The sequence below is a fragment of the Serratia sp. root2 genome (assembly GCF_031931805.1).
Classification (GTDB): Bacteria; Pseudomonadota; Gammaproteobacteria; order Enterobacterales; family Enterobacteriaceae; genus Serratia; species Serratia inhibens.
Map to the genome: position 1 here is coordinate 2,769,361 of NZ_JAUJXB010000001.1, position 20,315 is coordinate 2,789,675.

The following is a 20,315-nucleotide window of genomic DNA, read 5'->3' on the forward strand; positions in this document are numbered from 1 at the left end:
AACGCACTCCTCAGATAGACAGCTTGTTAATGCGTTTGCCGCCGTAAAGCAGGTTGACGATGGCACGGGTACCGACAATCGCGGTGAACATGGACGTCGCCACACCGATTGCGGTAGTAATCGCAAAGCCCTTGATCGAACCGGTGCCCACTGCGTACAGAATGATCGCGGTGATCAGGGTCGTGATATTGGCGTCGACGATACTGGAGAACGCGCCTTTATAGCCCTCATGGATCGCCTGCTGAACGGAACGCCCGTTCTTCAGCTCTTCCTTGATACGTTCGTTTATCAGTACGTTGGCGTCGACCGCCACCGCCAGCGTCAGCACGATACCGGCAATGCCCGGCATGGTCAGCGTCGCCCCCGGCAACAGGGACATCACGCCGACAATCAGCACCAGGTTGGCAACCAGCGCCGTCGTGGCGATCATGCCGAACTTACGGTACCAGACCACCATGAACACGATGGAAGCCACCAGGCCCCACAGACAGGCTTCCAGACCTTGGGTAATGTTCTGTTGCCCCAGAGTTGGACCGATGGTGCGTTCTTCCACGATCTGAATAGGCGCGATCAGCGCACCGGCACGCAGCAGCAACGAGAGCTGGCGCGCTTCGTTCGGATTGCCGATACCGGTGATACGGAAGCTGTTGCCCAAACGCGACTGAATGTTCGCCACGTTGATCACTTCTTCCTGTTTCACCAGAACCGCACGGCCGTTGGCGTCTTTCTTGCCGCTGTCCTTATACTCCACGAACAGGGTCGCCATCGGTTTGCCGATGTTGTCCTTGGTGAAGTTGGACATTGACGTGCCACCGGCGCTGTCGAGCGAGATATTTACCTGCGGCTGGTTGTATTCGTCGGTACTGGAGGTGGAGTCGGTGATGTGGTCACCGGTCAGAATCACACGCTTATACAGCACTACCGGCTGGCCTTCGCGCGTGTTTTTCACCTCGGAATCACCCGGTACACGGCCGTTGGCCGCGGCTGTCGCATCCGCGTTGGTGTTGACCAGACGGAATTCCAGCGTAGCGGTAGCGCCCAGAATCTCTTTGGCGCGTGCGGTGTCCTGAATACCCGGCAATTCAACCACGATACGGTCAGAGCCCTGGCGCTGCACCAGCGGTTCGGCAACGCCGAGCTGGTTAACGCGGTTACGCAGGATGGTGATGTTCTGCTGCACCGCATATTCGCGCGCTTCGCTCAGACGGGCATCCGTCAGGCTGGCTTTCAGGGTGTTGGTGCCATTGGCTGAAAGCACCAGATCGCGCTGACGCGGGGTAATGTAGCTGATGGCCTGATCGCGGGCGGCATCGTCACGGAAGCGAACTTCCACGCCGTTGTTGTCCAGCTTGCGGATAGACGCATAAGGAATCCCCTTTTCACGCAGCTCGCTGCGCAGGGTATCCATGGTTTGTTCCTGCAGCTTGCCCAGCGCGGTGTCCATGTCCACTTCCATCAGGAAGTGCACGCCACCTCGCAGGTCCAGGCCCAGTTTCATCGGTTCGGCGCCCAGCATGGCCAACCAGGCCGGGGTGGCCGGGGCCAGGTTCAGCGCGACGACGAACTTGTCGCCCAGTTCCGCCATCAAGGCTTCACGGGCACGCAACTGAACGTCAGGATCTTTAAAGCGAGCCAGGATGGCGCCATTTTCCAGCGCAATCGACTTGCTCGCGATATTGTCTTTTTCTAATACGGTACGGACTTGGTCCAGCGTAGTTTCACTGGCGGCGACACCGCGCGCGCCAGTGATTTGTACAGCCGGATCCTCACCATAGAGGTTGGGAAGCGCATAAAGCAGACCGACGATGATCACGACGATCAGCATCAGATACTTCCACAAAGGATAACGGTTTAGCACGGCAATTCCCTTCGGGAAAACAAAATTACAGGGCCTTCATGGTACCTTTCGGCAGAACGGCCGCCACGAAGTCACGCTTGATCATCACTTCCGTGGTGTCGTTCAGCGCAATGGCGATGATGCCGGTGTCAGCCACTTTGGTCACGCGGCCAATCAGGCCACCGGTGGTCAGCACTTCATCACCCTTGCCAATCGAGTCCATCAGCTTCTTGTGCTCTTTGGCGCGTTTTTGCTGCGGGCGCAGGATCATGAAATAGAAAATCAGACCAAACACGACCAGCATAATGATCAGAGAGTACGGGCTTCCCTGAGCCGGGGCCCCTGCGGATGCGACGGCGTCAGAAATGAAAAAGCTCATTGAAATTCCCTCATTAAGTTATCAATTATTAATTCAAGCGTTTAAAGGTGGAATCGGTTTGCCGATCCGACCGTAGAAATCCGTAACAAACAGCTCTAATTTACCCTGTTCAATAGCCTGGCGTAAACCCGCCATCAGGCGTTGGTAGTGGCGCAGGTTATGAATGGTATTCAATCGGGCACCCAGTATTTCGTTGCAACGATCGAGATGATGCAAGTAGGCACGGCTGTAATTGCGACACGTGTAGCAATCACAGTCTTTATCCAGCGGAGAAGTATCATCCTTGTGCTTGGCATTACGGATTTTTACCACACCGTCAGTCACGAACAAGTGGCCGTTGCGGGCATTACGCGTTGGCATCACGCAGTCGAACATATCGATACCGCGACGCACGCCTTCAACCAGATCTTCCGGCTTGCCTACGCCCATCAGGTAGCGTGGCTTATCTTCCGGAATTTGCGGGCAAACATGTTCGAGAATGCGATGCATATCCTCTTTTGGCTCGCCTACAGCCAAGCCGCCAACAGCGTAACCATCAAAGCCGATATCCACCAGCCCTTTTACTGAAACATCTCGTAAATCTTCGTAAACACCGCCCTGAATAATGCCGAATAAGGCGTTTTTATTCTTCAGTTCGTCAAAACGTTGACGGCTGCGCTGCGCCCAGCGCAGTGACATCTCCATCGAGCTCTTGGCGTAATCCCAGTCGGCCGGATACGGCGTACACTCGTCGAAGATCATGACGATGTCGGAACCCAGGTCATACTGGATTTCCATCGATTTTTCCGGGCTGAGGAACACTTTATCGCCGTTAATCGGATTACGGAAATAAACGCCTTCCTCTTTAATTTTGCGCATCGCCCCCAGGCTGAACACCTGGAAACCGCCGGAATCGGTCAGGATCGGGCCGTGCCACTGCATGAAATCATGCAGATCGCCATGCAGTTTCATGATTTCCTGCCCTGGGCGCAGCCACAGGTGGAAAGTGTTGCCCAGCAGGATCTGCGCGCCGGTCTCTTTCACTTCTTCCGGCGTCATGCCTTTTACCGTGCCGTAGGTACCGACAGGCATAAAGGCCGGGGTTTCCACCACGCCGCGTTCAAAAATAAGGCGGCCGCGGCGGGCGCGGCCATCAGTTGCTTGTAATTCGTACTTCACAAAACCTCCAGCATCAGAGAAACAGTCTGATGTCGTTAAAACAGGGCCGCGCCAAATGCGCAGCCCGGGGAATCAGGCGCCGACGGACTCGTGCTCCGCCTGCGGGTTACGGCTGATGAACATCGCATCGCCATAGCTGAAGAAACGGTACTGCTCGGCCACCGCCTGCTGATAAGCATGCATGGTGTTTTTATAACCGGCGAAGGCGGATACCAACATGATCAGCGTCGACTCCGGCAGATGGAAATTGGTCACCAATGCGTCGATCACCTGATAATGGTAACCCGGGAAAATAAAGATGCTGGTATCGCCGAAGAACGGCGCAATCAGCGCGTCCTTGCTGGCGTTGGCCGCGCTTTCCAGCGAGCGTACCGAGGTCGTTCCCACCGCCACTACGCGCTTGCCACGTGCTTTGCAGGCCAACACCGCGTCAACCACCTCTTGCGGAACTTCCGCGTATTCCGCATGCATCACGTGCTCTTCAATGGTTTCCACCCGCACCGGCTGGAAGGTGCCCGCGCCAACGTGCAGGGTGACAAAAGCCATCTCAATGCCCTTCGCGCGCAACGCAGCCAGCAGCGGCTCATCGAAGTGCAGCCCGGCGGTCGGTGCCGCAACGGCGCCCGGTTTCTCGCTGTAAACCGTCTGATAAAGCTCGCGGTCGGCGTCTTCATCCGGCCGATCGATATACGGCGGCAGCGGCATATGGCCAACGGCATTGAGGATAGTGAACACATCGCGTTCATCGTTGAAGCGCAATTCGAACAGCGTATCGTGGCGCGCCACCATGGTAGCGGCAACGCTTTCGTCATCACCCAGCAGCAGTTCAGCGCCCGGCTTTGGCGCTTTTGAAGCGCGTACGTGCGCCAACACCCGATGATCGTCCAGCACACGCTCGACCAGCACTTCAATCTTGCCGCCGCTGACCTTGCGGCCAAACATGCGCGCCGGGATCACCCGGGTATTGTTGAATACCAGCAGATCGCCGGCTTCCAGGTTATCCAGCAGATCGGTGAATACGCCGTGCGTCAGCGCCCCGCTCGGCCCGTCCAGCTGCAGCAAACGGCAACCGCTGCGCTCAGGCTGAGGATAATGGGCAATCAGGGACTCGGGAAGTTCAAAGGAAAAATCGGCGACGCGCATGGGTATTCACTTCTTCAATATAAGACTGGTTGGTAAAAAACAAGCGGCCTAGTCTAAAGCCGCGGGCGGTCAGCAGCAAGAAATAAGGAGGATTTGCACGACTTCGGATACAATGCCCGGATGAACTTCCTTGCACATCTCCATTTGGCTCAGTTGGCGGAAAGCTCGCTGCTGGGCAACCTGTTGGCCGACTTCGTGCGCGGCAACCCCGCAGGCGAGTACAATCCCGAGGTAGTGGCCGGCATAATGATGCACCGCCGCGTCGACGTACTGACCGACAGCCTGCCGCAGGTAAAGCTCTGTCGTGACTTCTTCAGCGACGAACACCGCCGCGTGGCGCCCATCACGCTCGACGTGGTGTGGGATCATTTCCTGGCGCGCCACTGGCAACAGTTGGAGCCGTCCCTCAGCCTGCACAATTTTACCCAAGAGGCCCGCAGCCAGATCGTTCCGCATTTGCCGCTGACGCCGCCGCGCTTTCAAAACTTGAACGGGTATTTATGGCAGGAACGTTGGCTGGAACGTTACGCCGAACTGCCGTTTATCGGCACCGTATTGGCCGGCATGGCCAGCCGTCGTCCCCGTCTGTCGGCTCTGGCCGGCTCTTTCGCCGACGTGGAGCGCCACTATCATCAGCTTGAAACACAGTTCTGGCACTTTTATCCGCAGATGATGCAGCAGGCAAAAGATAAAAAGCTTTAAGCACAAACCAAACCCGTTGAAAATGCGACGCTTTACAAGAAACCGGGTTTTAAGCCTTGCCCTTTTGCGGGAAAAGGTTATTTTAAAGCCTGCCAAATTTAATCACCGAATTTGATAGGTAAAAGCTATCTCATCGATTGGTCTTTTACCCTTTATTCACCGAGTCTTGGTCCCTATACTGGCCCTTGCTTTTACATCAACCCCTTAATACCTATTACAGGAGTAATTATGGTCCTGGTAACTCGTCAAGCCCCTGACTTCACTGCAGCTGCCGTACTGGGCAGCGGCGAAATCGTTGAAAACTTCAACTTTAAGAAGCACCTGAACGGCAAACCAGCCGTACTGTTCTTCTGGCCGATGGACTTCACCTTCGTATGTCCTTCTGAGCTGATCGCTTTCGATCACCGCTATGAAGAGTTCCAGAAGCGTGGCGTTGAAGTGGTTGGCGTTTCATTCGACTCAGAATTCGTTCACAACGCATGGCGTAAAACCCCTGTCGAAAATGGCGGCATCGGTGAAGTGAAATACGCTATGGTTGCCGACATCAAGCGTGAAATTCAGAAAGCTTACGGTATCGAGCACCCGGAAGCCGGCGTTGCACTGCGCGGTTCTTTCCTGATCGACAAAGACGGTGTGGTTCGCGCTCAGGTTGTTAACGACCTGCCAATCGGCCGTAACATCGACGAAATGATCCGTACCGTTGACGCGCTGCAATTCCACGAAGAGCACGGCGAAGTGTGCCCGGCTCAGTGGGAAAAAGGCAAAGCAGGTATGGGCGCATCTCCAGACGGCGTAGCTAAATACCTGTCCGAGAACGCTTCCAAGCTGTAATTTCAGCCTGCAAGTGAATCAACCGGCCCTCGCGGCCGGTTTTTTTTGCTCTTTTTTAGGGCAACCTGCCCATGATTCGGGCTTTATTTCCCTGTTTCCGCTCACATTTCCTGCCCTGAACACCGCGCAATACCTTACCTGTAGCTACTATAAATAACGCTGGCCCGCTCTTTGCAGGGCAAAACGGCAAGCCAATCACAATAAGAACACTGACAGGGTAGGAATAACTATGTTTTTACAGAAATGGAGCAAGCCACTGACCATGGCGGCGCTGCTGGTCAGCAGCAGCCTGTACGCCGCCTCCAACCCGGCGGTCGAAGCCAAAAATGGCATGGTGGTGACATCGCAACATCTCGCCTCGCAGGTGGGCGTCGATATCCTCAAGCTGGGCGGCAACGCCATCGATGCCGCAGTGGCGGTCGGCTATGCGCAGGCTGTGGTTAACCCCTGCTGCGGCAATATCGGCGGCGGCGGTTTTATGACGGTACACCTGGCCGAGGGTACCGACACCTTTATCAACTTCCGTGAAACCGCTCCGGCGGCGGCCAGCGCCAACATGTACCTGGACGCCGAAGGCAACGTGAAAAAAGGCGCCAGCCTGTATGGCTATCTGGCGGCGGGCGTGCCGGGTACCGTGCTGGGCATGGAAACCGCACGCCAAAAATACGGCAAGCTGAGCCGTGAGCAGGTGATGGGGCCGGCGATCAAACTGGCGCGCGAAGGTTTTGTTCTGACCCGTGCCGATACCGATATCCTCGATACCACCGTCGCCCGTTTCAAACAGGATCCGGAATCCGCCAAAATCTTCCTGCGCCCGGACGGCACCGCACTGCAACCGGGCGACCGTCTGGTGCAGAGCGATCTGGCCAACACCCTCGAAGCCATCGCCAAAGACGGCCCGGACGCCTTCTATCAGGGTAAAATCCCGCAGGCCGTGGAGGCCGCAGCCAAACAAGGCGGCGGGATCCTGACGGCCGCCGATTTCGCCAACTATAAAGTCACCGAAACGCCGCCCATTACCTGCAGCTACCGTGGCTATAAATTTGTTTCTGCACCGCCACCCAGCTCCGGCGGCGTCACGCTGTGCGAAATCCTCAACGTGGTCGAAGGTTATGATCTGAAAAGTATGGGCTTTAACTCGGCGGCGGCCATTCACACCCTGACCGAAGCGATGCGCCACGCCTATATGGACCGTAATACCTACCTTGGCGACCCGGAGTTCATCAAGAACCCGATCGATCGCTTGGTCAGCAAGAGCTACGCCGAAGAGATCCGCAAAAAAATTGTTGCAGACAAGGCCACGCCGTCGGAAAACGTGCAGCCGGGCATGGAGCCCCACGAAAAACCGGAAACCACCCACTATTCGATTGTCGATCATGACGGCAACGCCGTCTCCACCACCTATACCGTCAACGGCCGCTTTGGCGCGGTCGTGATAGCACCGGGTACAGGTTTCTTCCTCAACGATGAAATGGACGATTTCACCGTTAAAGTCGGGGAGAAAAACCTGTACGGACTGGTGCAGGGCACCGCCAACAGCATTGCCCCCGGTAAGCGCCCACTATCGTCGATGAGCCCGACGCTAGTGACCAAAGACAACAAAATATTTATGGTGCTCGGCTCGCCAGGCGGATCGCGCATCATTACCATCACCCTGCAAACCGCACTGAACGTGATCGACCACGGTATGGCGCCGCAGGAAGCGGTGGATGCACCGCGTATCCACCATCAGTGGCTTCCGGATGAGGTTTATTACGAACAACGCGGCGTTTCCGCCGATACGCTGAAACTCCTCAGCGGCATGGGTTACAAGATGGTTGAGCAAACGCCGTGGGGCGCGGCCGAATTGATTCTGGTGGGTTTGCCGGGTGCCGCGGGCGTCAGCCCGGCCAACTCAGGTAACGACTCGGCGGTTTCCGGCAGGGTACGCGAAGGTTATCTGTACGGTGCCAATGACGTGCGCCGCCCAGCGGGTTCAGCGGTAGGCTATTGATCTTATAGAAAGTGTGAATGCACACTAACTTTATCAGGGGCCGGTCCGCCGGCCCCGTCACCGCTTTACCCTATCCGACGCCACAAGGTGACCGACTCTTCGCTCAGTTGCAGCGTCATGCCGTTTTGCTCTTCTCTCAGCTCACCGTGCCCTTCCAGCCGCTGCCATTGGCCTGCGCTCAGCAGAGGGCTATACGGCAACGCCACCTCACCGCCGCCGCCACGCTGTAACGCCACCAACACCTGCTCCCGTTGGTAAATGCGCACGAACGCCAGCGTTTCACCGACGGCATGCAGCACCTGGCAACCACCGCGACGCAGCGCCTGGCTCTGTTTGCGCAGCGCCGCCATTCGCCGGCACAACGCCAGCAGGCTCTGATCCCACTGGCTCTCGTCCCACGGGAACGGCTTGCGACAGAAAGGATCGTTGGCACCATCCAGACCAATCTCGTCGCCATAATATAGGCAGGGAACGCCAATCCAGCTCATCAGCCACACCGCCGCCATCTGCATGCGCGCCTGATTGCCCTGCAACAGGGTCAGGAAGCGCGCAGTATCATGGCTGTCGAGCTGGTTAAACTGAATCAGTTGACTGCCGTGCGGCAGCCCGGCACGGTAGCCGTCCATCCACTGCGCACAGTCCGCAGCATCGATCTGCACCGGATGATGCGCCACGTCCAGCCCGGCAAGGAACCCCCGCACCGGCAGGGCAAAGCCCATATAGTTCATCGCCGCGTCCTCCACACCGGCATGCAACCAGCGGCGCGCATCGCCAAAGTGTTCGCCCAGCACGTAGGCTTGCGGGTTTTCCTGCTTAACCGCCTGATAAATGCCGGCCAGATGCCGCAGGTTACCGGTGGCGCCACCGTTTTCACCCAGCATATGCACCACGTCCAGCCGCCAACCGTCGATGCTGTACGGTGGGCGCAACCAATGGCGCACCACGCTACCGTCGCCGTGATAAATCGCCTCGGCCACCTGAGGTTCGGCGAAATTGAGCTTCGGCAGGCTGGCATTGCCTTTCCAGTCCAGCGCCCGGCCGTCAGGGTAGAAATTAAACCAACCACGGTATGGTGAATCCGGGTGATGACAGGCGCCGTTGTCGCCCTGCTGATGACGATCAAACCAGGGATGGGAATCACCGGTGTGGTTAAACACCCCGTCCAGCACCAGTTTCATCCCCACCTTGTGAGTACTCACTCGCAAACGCTGCAAGGCGGCGTTGCCACCAAAATAGGGATCGACCTGGTAATAGTCTTCGGTATCGTATTTATGCACGCTCGGCGCGGTGAAAATCGGGTTCAGGTACAGCGCCGTGACACCCAGTTTCTGCAGGTAAGGCAGCTTTTGACTGATGCCATCCAAATCGCCGCCATAGAAAGTGGAAGCGGCGTCCCGGTCTTCCAGCGGATGCTGCCAGTCGCGGCGCACCACGTCGCAACCGGCCGCATGATGGCGATAGCTGCCGTTCTGAATGCCGTGCGCGCCGCCGCTGCCGGCGAAACGATCGGGGAAAATTTGATAAAATATCTGATCCGCCACCCAGGTCGGGCTGCGGTCAGGTTCGTCGATCGCAAACTGCGCCAGTTGGCCCGGCGGGTTCAGTGCCCAGCCCTGCGGCCCGAACCATTGCTGACGATCGGCCCACACCAGCTTGAAGCAGTAGCGCCGCGTGGCCTCTCCTTCATTCAGCGTCAGGCTGGCCTGATAGCGCCACCGGCCCTCAACGCCCTGCGCTTTCATGATCAGCAACCATTCTTCGTTATCCGGCTCGGCGCGTAAAAACACCCTTTCAGGCAAATCATCACCCTGTAACCACAGCGTGATATCCAGGCGTTGCCCTTTCTTCACCACAAAAGGCGGGACCGGTTGATGCCAGGCGTTAAGCATACTGTTCTCCTGCTGTACAAAACGAAATCGACGACGTTATTCAATGCCACGAACAATGCCACGTTGAGTGCAAGTCCCCCTCCTCTTTGGCCGGTAAACTCGGGGAGGAGCCGGGGGGTGGAGATAGGCAGCCGGCGGCAACCCTATGTAAAAAAGGGTAAACAGCCGCACATTATGGCCCGTAGCCATTAGGCTAACGTCTTTTGAGTATATTGGATATTTTTTGCGCATTTTTTAAAGGAGCGATAATGCAACAACAGATAACACTGTGGCTGGAGAAGTTCGGGCTGGAATTCAGCGGGGTGATGTCTCTGCTGATGGTGTTGGGGCTGATCGTCCTGATTTCGGTGGTTATCCACCTGGTACTGCACCGCGTGGTGCTGGCGGCAATCCAGCGCCGTGGCCAGCAGTCGCAGCGCGTATGGCAACAAGCACTCACTCAGTACAAGCTGTTTCAGCGCATGGCGCTGTTACTGCAAGGGGTAATCATCAATCTGCAGGCAGTGCTGTGGTTGCGCGCCGGCGGCGAGACACAGGCATTCATCGTCACCGCCGCCCAGGTCTGGATCATGGCCTTTGCCCTGCTGTCGTTGTTTTCGCTGCTGGATACGTTACTGGCGGTGCTGCGCCAAAGCCCGCTGTCGAATCAACTGCCGCTACGCGGCATTTTTCAGGGACTGAAACTGGTAGCCGCCATTCTGATCGGCATCATGATCGTTTCATTGCTGATGGGCAAATCCCCCTTGCTGCTGCTCAGCGGCCTGGGTGCGATGACCGCGGTGCTGATGCTGGTGTTCAAGGACCCTATCCTCGGGCTGGTCGCCGGCATACAGCTTTCCGCCAACGATATGCTGAAAATCGGCGACTGGCTGGAGATGCCGAAATACGGCGCAGACGGCGCGGTCACCGACATCGGCCTGACCACGGTAAAAGTACGCAACTGGGATAACACCGTCACCACCATTCCCACCTATGCGCTGATCTCCGATTCCTTCAAGAATTGGCGCTCAATGTCGGAATCCGGCGGGCGGCGTATCAAGCGCAGCATCAATATCGACACCACCAGCGTGCATTTTCTGTCCCCGGAAGAACAACAGCGCCTGAATCGCAATCCGCTGTTGCAGCGTTATCTGAACGATAAAACGCAAGAACTGAGCCATTATAATCAGCAGAGTGCCGTGGATCTCAGCTCACCGCTCAACGGCCGCCGCCTGACCAACCTCGGCACGCTGCGCGCCTATTTGGTGGCCTACCTGCGCGCTCACCCCAATATTCATCAGAGCATGACGCTGATGGTGCGCCAAATGGCACCGACGCCGGAAGGGTTGCCGCTGGAAATTTACGCCTTCACCAACACCACGATATGGGCGGAATACGAGAGCATTCAGGCCGATATCTTTGATCATATTCTGGCGGTGATTAACGAGTTCGATCTGCGCGTGCATCAAACGCCCACCGGCAACGACATGCGTAGCATGCTGAGCCAAATGCGAGCGGCGACGGACGTTTCCTGACGCAGGTTGACGTAATTATGTCTGCTGGTAATTATTCCCTGCCGATTGCCAGCAGATGTCTCCAGACGCTTTTCTTCTGCGATCAAAACGGCATTAATGTGCCTTTCCTCCTGATGCACAGAAAGAAGAGACCCCTTTGCTGAAATCGTTAAAACACCGGTTGTTTACCCTGCTGGCCACCCTGATGTTTATCGGCTGCCTGCATAGCGCCTCGCTGGATGAAGACCGTATGAGTCGCACGCTGCAACCCTCGCTAAGCGCCCTCAGCAGCAGCATGCAGGATATCCGCGAAGTCTTGGCGCGCTGCGCCGGCGAGGGCAAAGAGGAACGACTGTGCGACAGCAGTTTGCGCGTTGAAGCACGCGCCTTGGGTGACGATGAACCCGAGGATAGATGATAGTCTGCACGGGTCAAAACAAACCGTTGCGTCATGCGCAACACCCGACGATGATGCGTATAACGCAACACCGATGGAGCCATCAGGATGATAAAAAGCTTCAGGCATAAAGGACTCAAGAAATTCTTTGAAACGGGTTCAACGGCTGGCATCGATGCCAAACAGGTGAAAAAATCAGCCTCCGTCTGAGCGTGTTGGATCTGGCTAAGGAAATCAATGATGTAGATCTCCCCGGGTTCTTTCTTCATTCGCTGACGGGCGATCGAACAGGACTTTGGTCAATCACCGTCACTGGCAACTGGCGAATTACGTTTGAATTGTCCGAGGGGGATATCTATATCGTCAATTATGAGGATTATCACTGATGAACCGCATGCATAACCCGCCACATCCCGGAGAACTGATCAAGGAAACGATGGAGACATTGCAGCTTAGCGCGCGCGGCCTGGCCAGAGCGCTTGATGTAGCGCCATCAACGGTTCAACGTCTGATTACCGGCAAGTCCGATATCTCACCGGAAATGGCTATACGTTTATCGATTGTTATCGGCAGTTCCGAACATGTCTGGATGGGAATGCAGAATGCCTACGATCTCTGGCACGCCAGACAATCCATTGACCTATCGAAACTGCGCAAACTGGATTTTGCCTGACAGATCAGAACAATGAGCTTAAAAAAACACCGGCGCTGGCCGGTGTTTTCATTTTCAATCCTGCTGTGGCGCCAGCACCGCCCGCTTCTTCTGGCGGTTGACCTTAAAGTAATAACCCGCCAGCAGTACCGCCACCCACACCAGACCGGCGTACAACGAAACGCGGGTGGTTGGGAAATAGCCAATCAGGCCAATGATAAACGCCAGGAAAATAATCGCGACCACGGAGGTGAACACGCCACCGCGCAGCGGAAACGCCAGCTTTTTCACCTGTTCTTTGCTCAGACTGCGGCGGAAGGCAATTTGCGAGCACAGGATCATGATCCACACCCACACGGTGGCAAAGGTAGCCAGCGAAGCAATCACCAGGAACACGTTTTCCGGCATGATGTAGTTGAGATACACCGCCAACAGCAGCGCCAGCATCATCACCAACACCGTGACCCACGGAATGCCGCGCTTCGACACCTTGCTGAACATCTTCGGCGCATGGCCCTGCTCGGCCATCCCGTGCAACATACGGCCCACGCCGAACACATCGCTGTTAATCGCCGACAGCGACGCGGTGATCACCACAAAGTTGAGGATACCGGCGGCCACGGTAATGCCCATGTGCTGGAAGGTCAGAACAAACGGGCTGCCGTTGGTGCCCACCTGGTTCCACGGATAAATCGACATGATGACAAACAGCGTACCGACGTAGAACACCAGGATACGCCACGGCACCGAATTGATGGCCTTGGGAATCGACGTTTTCGGGTCCTTGGCTTCACCGGCGGTAATACCGATGATTTCGATGCCGCCGTAGGCAAACATCACCAGTTGCAGCGACAGGATCATGCCGATAAAGCCGTTGCTGAAGAAACCGCCGTTGGACCACAGGTTATGAATGCCGGTCGGCTGCCCGCCGTTGCCAATCCCCCAAATGATGATGCCGATACCGGCCGCAATCATGATGATGATGGTAGCGACCTTGAAGAACGAGAACCAGAATTCCAGTTCACCGAACACCTTCACGCTCATCAGGTTGATTGCGCCTATCACCAGCACCACGCTCAGCACCCATATCCAGTGCGGCACCTCGGGGAACCAGACGCCCATATAAATGCCGAACGCAGTCACGTCGGCGATGGCGACGATCAGGATTTCAAAACAGTAAGTCCAGCCGGTGATATACCCGGCCATCGGACCAAGATAGTCCTGCGCGTAGCGGGAGAATGAGCTGGCCTGCGGGTTGTTGACCGACATCTCGCCCAAAGCACGCATGATGATAAAGGCGACGATACCGCCAATCAGGTATGCCAGCAAAACGCTCGGGCCGGCCATTTTAATGGCATCCGCCGAACCGTAGAACAGGCCGGTGCCGATGGCCGAGCCGAGAGCCATAAAGCGGATATGACGCGTGCTGAGACCGCGCTTCAGCTTATTGGCCACAGGGGCGGAGGGTGACTGTTGTTGCATGAAAATAACCCGTGTTTTTAAACGTAAAAAAGCCACGGACAAGTCCGTGGCCCTAGACCAAGCCGGGGGATTATTGGTGCGCGGTCACTTCAGAACGCGTACAAACCCGGTCATAAATCGCGACCAACACCAGCATCAGCAGAGAAGGCGACAGCCATGCCAACCCCTGCGCAGCCAATGGCAGGTGATTGGTCCACTCCGGCAACAGGTGCTGGAAGGTGGACGCTTTCACCGCGTCAAGGATACCAAACAACAGGCTGACCAGCATCACCGGTGCCACGATGCGCGTCGCGCTGTTCCACCAACGCAGGGTGAAGCTCAATACCACCAGCACGATACACGGCGGGTAAATCGCGGTCAGCACCGGGATAGAGATCTGGATCAGATGGCTCAGGCCCAGGTTGGAAACCACCATCGAGAACAGGCCCAGAATAAACACCAGCGTCTTATAAGAGAACGGCAGGTACTGAGCAAAGAACTCGGCGCAGGCACAGGTCAGGCCTACCGCAGTCACCATACAGGCGATGAAGATCAGTGCCGCCAGGAAGAAACTGCCCAATCCACCGAAGGTGTTTTGCACATAAGCGTGCAGGATCACCGCGCCGTTGGTCGCGTCCGGCACCAGCACGCCGCTGCCGGAACCCAGCTTGAACAGGCTCAGATAAACCAGCGTCAGGCCCACGCCGGCGATCAGGCCGGCCAAAATGGTGTAACGCGTCAGCAGGCCGGCATCTTTCACGCCGCGGGAACGCGCAGCGTTGACGATGACGATGCCGAACACCAGGGCGCCCAGCGTATCCATGGTCAGATAGCCGTTAACGAAGCCGGAAGAGAAAGGAACGTGCTGATAAATTTCGGTAGCCGGAATAGGCGTGCCCGCCGGCCAAACCAGCGCAGCGATGCCGAGTGCGCCGAGCGCAACGATTTTCAGCGGAGCCAACACGTGGCCCACGGTATCGAGCAGGCGGCCCGGATAGAGAGAAATGCCGATGACCAGCGCGAAATACACCAGGCTGTAGATAAACAGCGGCATGGCGCCGTCACCGGTCAGGGGGGCAATGCCCACTTCAAAGGACACGGTCGCGGTACGCGGGGTGGCGAACAGCGGACCCACCGCCAGATAGCAGACCGTCGCCAGCAGCAAACCGGCGCTGCGGCCAATCGGTGAGCTAAGGGCGTCGATACCGCCGCCGACGCGCGCCAGGGCGATCACGGTTATCACCGGCAAACCGACAGCGGTAATCAGGAAGCCGATTGCTGCGGTCCAGACGTGCTCACCGGACTGTAAGCCGACCATTGGCGGGAAAATAATGTTCCCGGCGCCGACAAATAAGGCAAAGGTCATAAAACCCAGTGCCAGAATATCTTTTGACGTTAAACGATGACTCATACGATGTCGTGTTGCCTGTTCAAATGAAAAAAAGTACCCGATATCGTGGTGACGTAATGCCCCCACCCGGTTGTCGGCTTGCCCTTTCATCGCGAGATCAATAAGAGCAGAAAACGCATAACGTCCGGCGTTTTGCCCTTATTCGAAATTAACCACTCATGATGATGGACAGAGTTTTATAAGTTATATACCCACAATAATCGGCGTTGCATAAAGGCGGCAAGAGAGCTCATCCCGATGAACTTACTGAGGTAAGTGATTCGGGTAAGTGAGTGCAGCCAACACAGAGGCAGCTTCAAGTATGACGGGTAAAATGGAGGTTTAGTCCGACAACGGGGGCTAAGTTAAACGTTTATAGCGTTGAAAGGCAAGTCGTGCGATAAAAACCAGAGCTATCGACCAGATAATCTTTTGTCACCAGTCGATCATATTGGCTATCAATAAATATACACTACATGATTTGTATCATTTTTGAGCGACGCATTCACAAACCGTGAAACATCTGGCTTGAGACCGCGCGAAAACGCCAATAAACGATCGGTTTTCGCGTGGTCTGAACGGGTTCTGCGCGCTTACCAAACCTCTCGGGCAATATTCACCACGCTTTGCAGTTTATTCCACTGCTGCTGTTCGCTCAGGCTATTGCCCTCTTCGGTCGAGGCAAACCCGCACTGGGTGCTGAGGCACAACTGCCGACGATCGACAAACTGCGCAGCCTCCTCGAGGCGCTGTTTCACCTGTTCCGGGTTCTCCAGTTCACCGTTTTTGGTGGTGATCAGGCCCAGCACCACCTGCTGTTTACCGGGTTTGATAAAGCGCAGCGGCTCGAAACCCCCGGAGCGCTCGTTGTCGTACTCCAGGAAGAAAGCGTCGATATTCACCTGGCCGAACAGGATTTCCGCCACCGGCTCGTAACCGCCTTCGGAGATCCAGGTAGAACGGAAATTACCGCGACACACGTGCAAGCCGATAGTCAGATCGTCCGGCTTGCCGGCGATCGCCGCGTTCAGCACATCGGCATAGATCTTCGCCAGACGATCCGGATCCTCACCACGCTCGCGGATCTGCCGCCGTTGATCGTCCGAGCACAGATAAGCCCAGACGGTGTCATCCAGTTGCAGATAGCGGCAGCCTGCGTCATAAAACGCCTTGATCGCATCACGGTAGGTCTGCGCCAGATCGTCAAAATAGGCGTTCAGATCCGGGTAAACCTGGCTGTCTATCGCCTTGCGCCCGCCGCGGAAGTGCAGCACGCTCGGGCTCGGAATGGTCATTTTCGGCACCGTATCGCCGGCCGTCGCCTTCAGAAAGCGAAAATCCGCCAGCATCGGGTGCTGGGGGTTAAAACCCAATTTGCCGACCACCTTGATGCTGCGCGCCCGGGTTTGCACGCCGTTGAACTGGATCCCCTGCTCCGCATCATAACCTTCCACGCCGTCCAGCCCTTCCAGGAAGTCGAAGTGCCACCACGCGCGGCGGAATTCGCCGTCCGTCACCACCGCCAAACCGAGATCTTTCTGTTTTGCCACCGCCAGACGAATCTGCTCGTCCTCAACCGCGCGCAGGCTGGCGGCATCGATTTCACCCTGCTGGAACTGCTGGCGAGCTGTTTTCAGCGCCGCAGGGCGCAACAGGCTGCCGACAACGTCAGCGTGAAAGGCATGGTTGCAATCGCACATATTTTTACTCCCGGTGACAGGCAAAGGATCGGGTCTCTTTGCTTCAATGATTGACAGTGTGAACTATTACGCCGGGTTATTATGGACATCCAGACGTCTAAATACTTATTGAGAAGCATCCTGTCACGCCGCTTGTCGGGCGGCAATGGAAGAATTTTCATTGGTATTGAGAGAAATTCATGTTGGGCGCCACGCGGCGCCCGTTGGAGGGTTATTTCAGGCCCAGCGCCAGACGGGTTTTGCGCAGTATATCGGGTGGCAGCGGCAGGTAACCGTCATGATTAACCAGCTTTTGCCCGGCATCGGACAGCACGCGATCGAGAAAAGCGGCGGTCAGCGGCTCCAGAGGTTGGTTAGGGGCCTTGTTGATGTAAATGTACAGATAGCGCGACAGCGGATAGCTGCCGTTGCGCACGTTGGTATCATTGGGGATAACATAGTCTTCACCCGACTCCGCCAGCGGCAGCAGACGCACGCCACTGGCGCGAAAACCGATGCTGGCGTAGCCAATGCTGTTCAACGAACCGGCAACCGCCTGCACTACCGAGGCCGAACCGGGCAGCTCATTGACCCGCGGCATAAAGTCGCCGCCGCACAGCGCGCGCAGTTTGAAGTAGCCGTAGGTGCCGGAGGCGGAGTTTCGCCCGAAACGCTGCAGATCACGCTGTTGCCAACTGCCGGTCAACCCCAACTCTCCCCAACGCATCAGCGGCCTGCTTTCGCCACAGCGCCGGGTGGCGGAGAAAATGCGATCGAGCTGTTGCAGGTTCAGGCCACGTAACGGGTTGTCCTGATGTACCAGCACCACCAGCGCATCTACCGCTACCGGCACGGCCAGCGGCGCATAGCCATAACGGTGTTCGAACGCCGACACTTCCGCCGCCTTCATCGGCCTGCTCATTGGCCCAAGCTGCGCCGCCCCCGCCGCCAACGCGGTGGGGGCGGTTGAAGAACCGGCGGCCTGGATCTGCAGATTGACGTTAGGGTAATGCTGACTGAAGTCCTGCGCCCACAGCGCCATAAGATTCGCCAGCGTATCTGAGCCGACGCTCGACAGGTTGCCGGACAACATGCCGTCCGGCTGCGCCAGCGCGCCGCGGCTCGCCAGCAGCGCCAGGCACAGCAACAGCCATCGGGTAATTCGGATCATGCCAGCCTCTCGCGCGTTAATTTTTCACCGCATTCTCTGACAAAGCTGCGGGAACAATCAACCGGTTAGGCAAGGTAAAAATGAAACGGGTACCGATCCCCTGTTCGCTGAGGATCTCCAGCCGCGCATCGTGGTGGCTTAGCGCATGCTTGACGATCGCCAGCCCCAGCCCGCTGCCGCCGGTCTGGCGTGAACGGGCTTTATCGACGCGGTAGAAACGCTCGGTCAGACGCGGAATATGTTCGGCGGCGATACCCGGCCCGTTGTCGCTGACCTGGAACTGCGCGCCGTTTGGCGTTTGTTGCCAGCTCACCTCAATATTAGTGCCCTTCGGCGTGTGATTGACGGCGTTATACACCAGATTCGACACCGCGCTGCGCAGTTGGTCATCGTTGCCGAACACCTTGAGCTGCTCGTTCACCCGGAAGGTAATCTCATGGTTGCCGCCGCTCAGCGACTGCGCCTCACGCTGCAACACCCGCAACATCAGCGGAATATCGACCCGTTCGTTCATCTCGACGTTAGGCGCCGCCTCAATGCGCGACAGCGTCAGCAGCTGTTTGACCAGCCCGTCCATGCGCCGGGTCTGCTCCTGCATGGTGCCCAGCGCCTTGCCGCGCAGCGAGCCGTCCAGCTCCTCGTCGCTCATCATCTCCAGGTAGCCCTGCAATACCGTCAGCGGGGTACGCAACTCATGGCTGACGTTGGCGAAGAAGTTGCGGCGCGCGCCTTCCAACTGGCGCATTTGGGTGACGTCGCGCGCCACCATCAACAGTTGCCCTTCCGAATAAGGCATCACGCGGAACTCGACGTAGTGTTCGTTATTGAGTTGCAGCGTCAGCGGCCGGGCGAACTCCTGCTGTTGCAGATAGTGGCTGAACTCCGGGTAACGCAGCAGGTTAAGGATGTGTTGACCGTTGTCTTCCGGCCAGCGGAACCCCAGCAGATGTTGAGCCAACCCGTTGCACCAGAAGATATTGCCTTCAACGGTGGTCATCACCACCGCATCGGGCAGCGATTCCGCCCCGCTGCGAAAGCGTTTGATCAACAGCGCCAGTTCACGACGACGACGACGGTTGCGCTGCTGCATCTGGTACAGGCCGTAAAACAGCGGCTCCCAGCTCCAGCGCCCAGGCGGCGGCGTCATGCTGCGATCGACCCACAGCCAGTGGGAAAGTTTGAGTTGGTTGTAGAAATTCCATACCAGCGCCGCCAGCACGGCGGCCAGCAGCAGCCAGGGCAAATAGCCGAAAATCAGCCCCAGCAACAAGGCAGGTAAACAGAAAAGAGCCAGCTCCAGGGCCAGCCTCTTCCACGACAGGCGTTCTAGCACAGCATATTCTCCGGCGCGACGCGATCAGTAACGCGTTGAGAATCGGTAGCCGGTGCCCCGAACGGTTTGAACCATTTTGTCATGACCAGTGGTCTCTAACGCCTTACGGAGTCGACGGATATGCACGTCAACGGTGCGGTCTTCCACATAAACGTTAGTGCCCCAGACGTGATTAAGCAACTGTTCGCGGCTATAAACACGTTCCGGATGGGTCATAAAGAAATGCAGCAGTTTGAACTCGGTCGGCCCCATATCCAGCGCCTGCTCATTAGCCATTACGCGGTGCGAGGAAGGGTCCAGGCTCAGCCCCTGCATTTCAATCACTTCTTCCACCGCCATCGGTGAAATACGGCGCATTACCGCCTTGATGCGCGCCACCAACTCCTTCGGCGAGAACGGCTTGGTAATGTAATCGTCCGCTCCCACTTCCAGGCCACGTACCCGGTCTTCTTCTTCACCGCGTGCGGTCAGCATCATCACCGGAATATCGCGGGTCAGCGCTTCGCGCTTCATGTGTTTGATAAACTGGATACCGGAACCGCCGGGTAACATCCAGTCGAGCAACACCAAATCAGGGAACGGCTCAGACAGGCGCGTCACGGCGCTGTCATAATCCTCGGCTTCCAACGGTTGGTAACCATTCTGTTCCAACACAAAGCACACCATCTCACGGATCGGCGCTTCGTCTTCCACCACCAGTATGCGTCTTGCCATCGTCAATCCTGCCAATGTGTTAGCGATCACAGTTGATTGCGGGCGCCATTATGCGTCAGTTTTGTGACACTTTTATGAAAAAACCAGCCTGTT

General features: G+C 56.8%; 17 protein-coding genes and 1 pseudogene. 7 read left to right on the forward strand and 11 right to left on the reverse strand.

Features of this window, described 5'->3' with window-relative positions:
* Positions 1-10: 10 nt before the first annotated feature.
* From secD to queA, 4 genes are all read right to left on the reverse strand, one after another.
* The gene (secD, locus tag QZQ97_RS12850; protein WP_006319753.1) at positions 11-1,858 is read right to left on the reverse strand and encodes a protein translocase subunit SecD; all 1,848 of its coding nucleotides are present in this window, start codon (positions 1,856-1,858) and stop codon (positions 11-13) included.
* Between the two features lie 25 nt (positions 1,859-1,883).
* Positions 1,884-2,216: a preprotein translocase subunit YajC gene (yajC, locus tag QZQ97_RS12855; protein ID WP_004949246.1), complete on the reverse strand. Its 333-nt coding sequence runs from the start codon at positions 2,214-2,216 to the stop codon at positions 1,884-1,886.
* A 33-nt stretch (positions 2,217-2,249) separates the two neighbouring features.
* Entirely contained in the window at positions 2,250-3,374 is a 1,125-nt protein-coding gene (gene tgt / locus QZQ97_RS12860) for a tRNA guanosine(34) transglycosylase Tgt (RefSeq protein ID WP_311993709.1), read from the reverse strand.
* A 72-nt stretch (positions 3,375-3,446) separates the two neighbouring features.
* Positions 3,447-4,517, reverse strand: coding sequence for a tRNA preQ1(34) S-adenosylmethionine ribosyltransferase-isomerase QueA (gene queA, locus QZQ97_RS12865; RefSeq protein ID WP_004949242.1), 1,071 nt, complete (start codon positions 4,515-4,517; stop codon positions 3,447-3,449).
* A gap of 120 nt (positions 4,518-4,637) precedes the next feature.
* Between queA and QZQ97_RS12870 the strand changes: the two genes are divergently transcribed.
* The 3 genes from QZQ97_RS12870 (at position 4,638) to ggt (ending at position 8,043) form a co-directional block, all read left to right on the forward strand.
* Positions 4,638-5,219: an ACP phosphodiesterase gene (locus tag QZQ97_RS12870; RefSeq protein ID WP_311993710.1), complete on the forward strand. Its 582-nt coding sequence runs from the start codon at positions 4,638-4,640 to the stop codon at positions 5,217-5,219.
* 228 nt (positions 5,220-5,447) lie between these two features.
* Complete coding sequence (locus QZQ97_RS12875; RefSeq protein WP_004949238.1) at positions 5,448-6,050, forward strand: peroxiredoxin C; 603 nt, start codon at positions 5,448-5,450, stop codon at positions 6,048-6,050.
* Positions 6,051-6,279: 229 nt separating this feature from the next.
* Positions 6,280-8,043: a gamma-glutamyltransferase gene (gene ggt, locus QZQ97_RS12880; RefSeq protein ID WP_311993711.1), complete on the forward strand. Its 1,764-nt coding sequence runs from the start codon at positions 6,280-6,282 to the stop codon at positions 8,041-8,043.
* 65 nt (positions 8,044-8,108) lie between these two features.
* Here the strand turns inward: ggt and malZ are convergent, their stop codons facing one another.
* Positions 8,109-9,932, reverse strand: coding sequence for a maltodextrin glucosidase (gene malZ, locus QZQ97_RS12885; RefSeq protein WP_311993712.1), 1,824 nt, complete (start codon positions 9,930-9,932; stop codon positions 8,109-8,111).
* Positions 9,933-10,180: 248 nt separating this feature from the next.
* On the opposite strand from malZ, the gene QZQ97_RS12890 reads away from it, so the two are divergent.
* The 4 genes and pseudogenes from QZQ97_RS12890 (at position 10,181) to QZQ97_RS12905 (ending at position 12,495) form a co-directional block, all read left to right on the forward strand.
* Positions 10,181-11,446 (forward strand): mechanosensitive ion channel family protein, encoded by a 1,266-nt coding sequence (locus QZQ97_RS12890; RefSeq protein WP_311993713.1) that lies wholly within the window; start codon positions 10,181-10,183, stop codon positions 11,444-11,446.
* A gap of 136 nt (positions 11,447-11,582) precedes the next feature.
* On the forward strand, positions 11,583-11,843 hold the full coding sequence (locus QZQ97_RS12895; protein WP_311993714.1) for a hypothetical protein: 261 nt from the start codon (positions 11,583-11,585) through the stop codon (positions 11,841-11,843).
* A gap of 87 nt (positions 11,844-11,930) precedes the next feature.
* Positions 11,931-12,208: pseudogene (locus QZQ97_RS12900) on the forward strand (type II toxin-antitoxin system RelE/ParE family toxin).
* A complete protein-coding gene (locus QZQ97_RS12905; protein WP_311993715.1) occupies positions 12,208-12,495 on the forward strand; it encodes a HigA family addiction module antitoxin in 288 nt (95 codons plus the stop codon). Before QZQ97_RS12900 ends, QZQ97_RS12905 begins: the two are co-directional and overlap by 1 nt.
* A 54-nt stretch (positions 12,496-12,549) precedes the next feature.
* Here QZQ97_RS12905 and proY read toward each other — a convergent pair whose 3' ends face one another.
* From proY to phoB, 6 genes are all read right to left on the reverse strand, one after another.
* The gene (gene proY, locus QZQ97_RS12910) at positions 12,550-13,956 is read right to left on the reverse strand and encodes a proline-specific permease ProY (RefSeq protein WP_311993716.1); all 1,407 of its coding nucleotides are present in this window, start codon (positions 13,954-13,956) and stop codon (positions 12,550-12,552) included.
* A gap of 70 nt (positions 13,957-14,026) precedes the next feature.
* Positions 14,027-15,346, reverse strand: coding sequence for a branched-chain amino acid transport system II carrier protein (gene brnQ / locus QZQ97_RS12915; RefSeq protein WP_311993717.1), 1,320 nt, complete (start codon positions 15,344-15,346; stop codon positions 14,027-14,029).
* Positions 15,347-15,918: 572 nt separating this feature from the next.
* Positions 15,919-17,025: a cobalamin-independent methionine synthase II family protein gene (locus QZQ97_RS12920; RefSeq protein WP_311993718.1), complete on the reverse strand. Its 1,107-nt coding sequence runs from the start codon at positions 17,023-17,025 to the stop codon at positions 15,919-15,921.
* A gap of 211 nt (positions 17,026-17,236) precedes the next feature.
* Entirely contained in the window at positions 17,237-18,175 is a 939-nt protein-coding gene (locus QZQ97_RS12925; protein WP_311993719.1) for a PstS family phosphate ABC transporter substrate-binding protein, read from the reverse strand.
* A gap of 16 nt (positions 18,176-18,191) precedes the next feature.
* Positions 18,192-19,508: a phosphate regulon sensor histidine kinase PhoR gene (gene phoR, locus QZQ97_RS12930; protein ID WP_311993720.1), complete on the reverse strand. Its 1,317-nt coding sequence runs from the start codon at positions 19,506-19,508 to the stop codon at positions 18,192-18,194.
* Between the two features lie 24 nt (positions 19,509-19,532).
* On the reverse strand, positions 19,533-20,222 hold the full coding sequence (gene phoB / locus QZQ97_RS12935) for a phosphate response regulator transcription factor PhoB (protein WP_004949222.1): 690 nt from the start codon (positions 20,220-20,222) through the stop codon (positions 19,533-19,535).
* Positions 20,223-20,315: the final 93 nt, after the last annotated feature.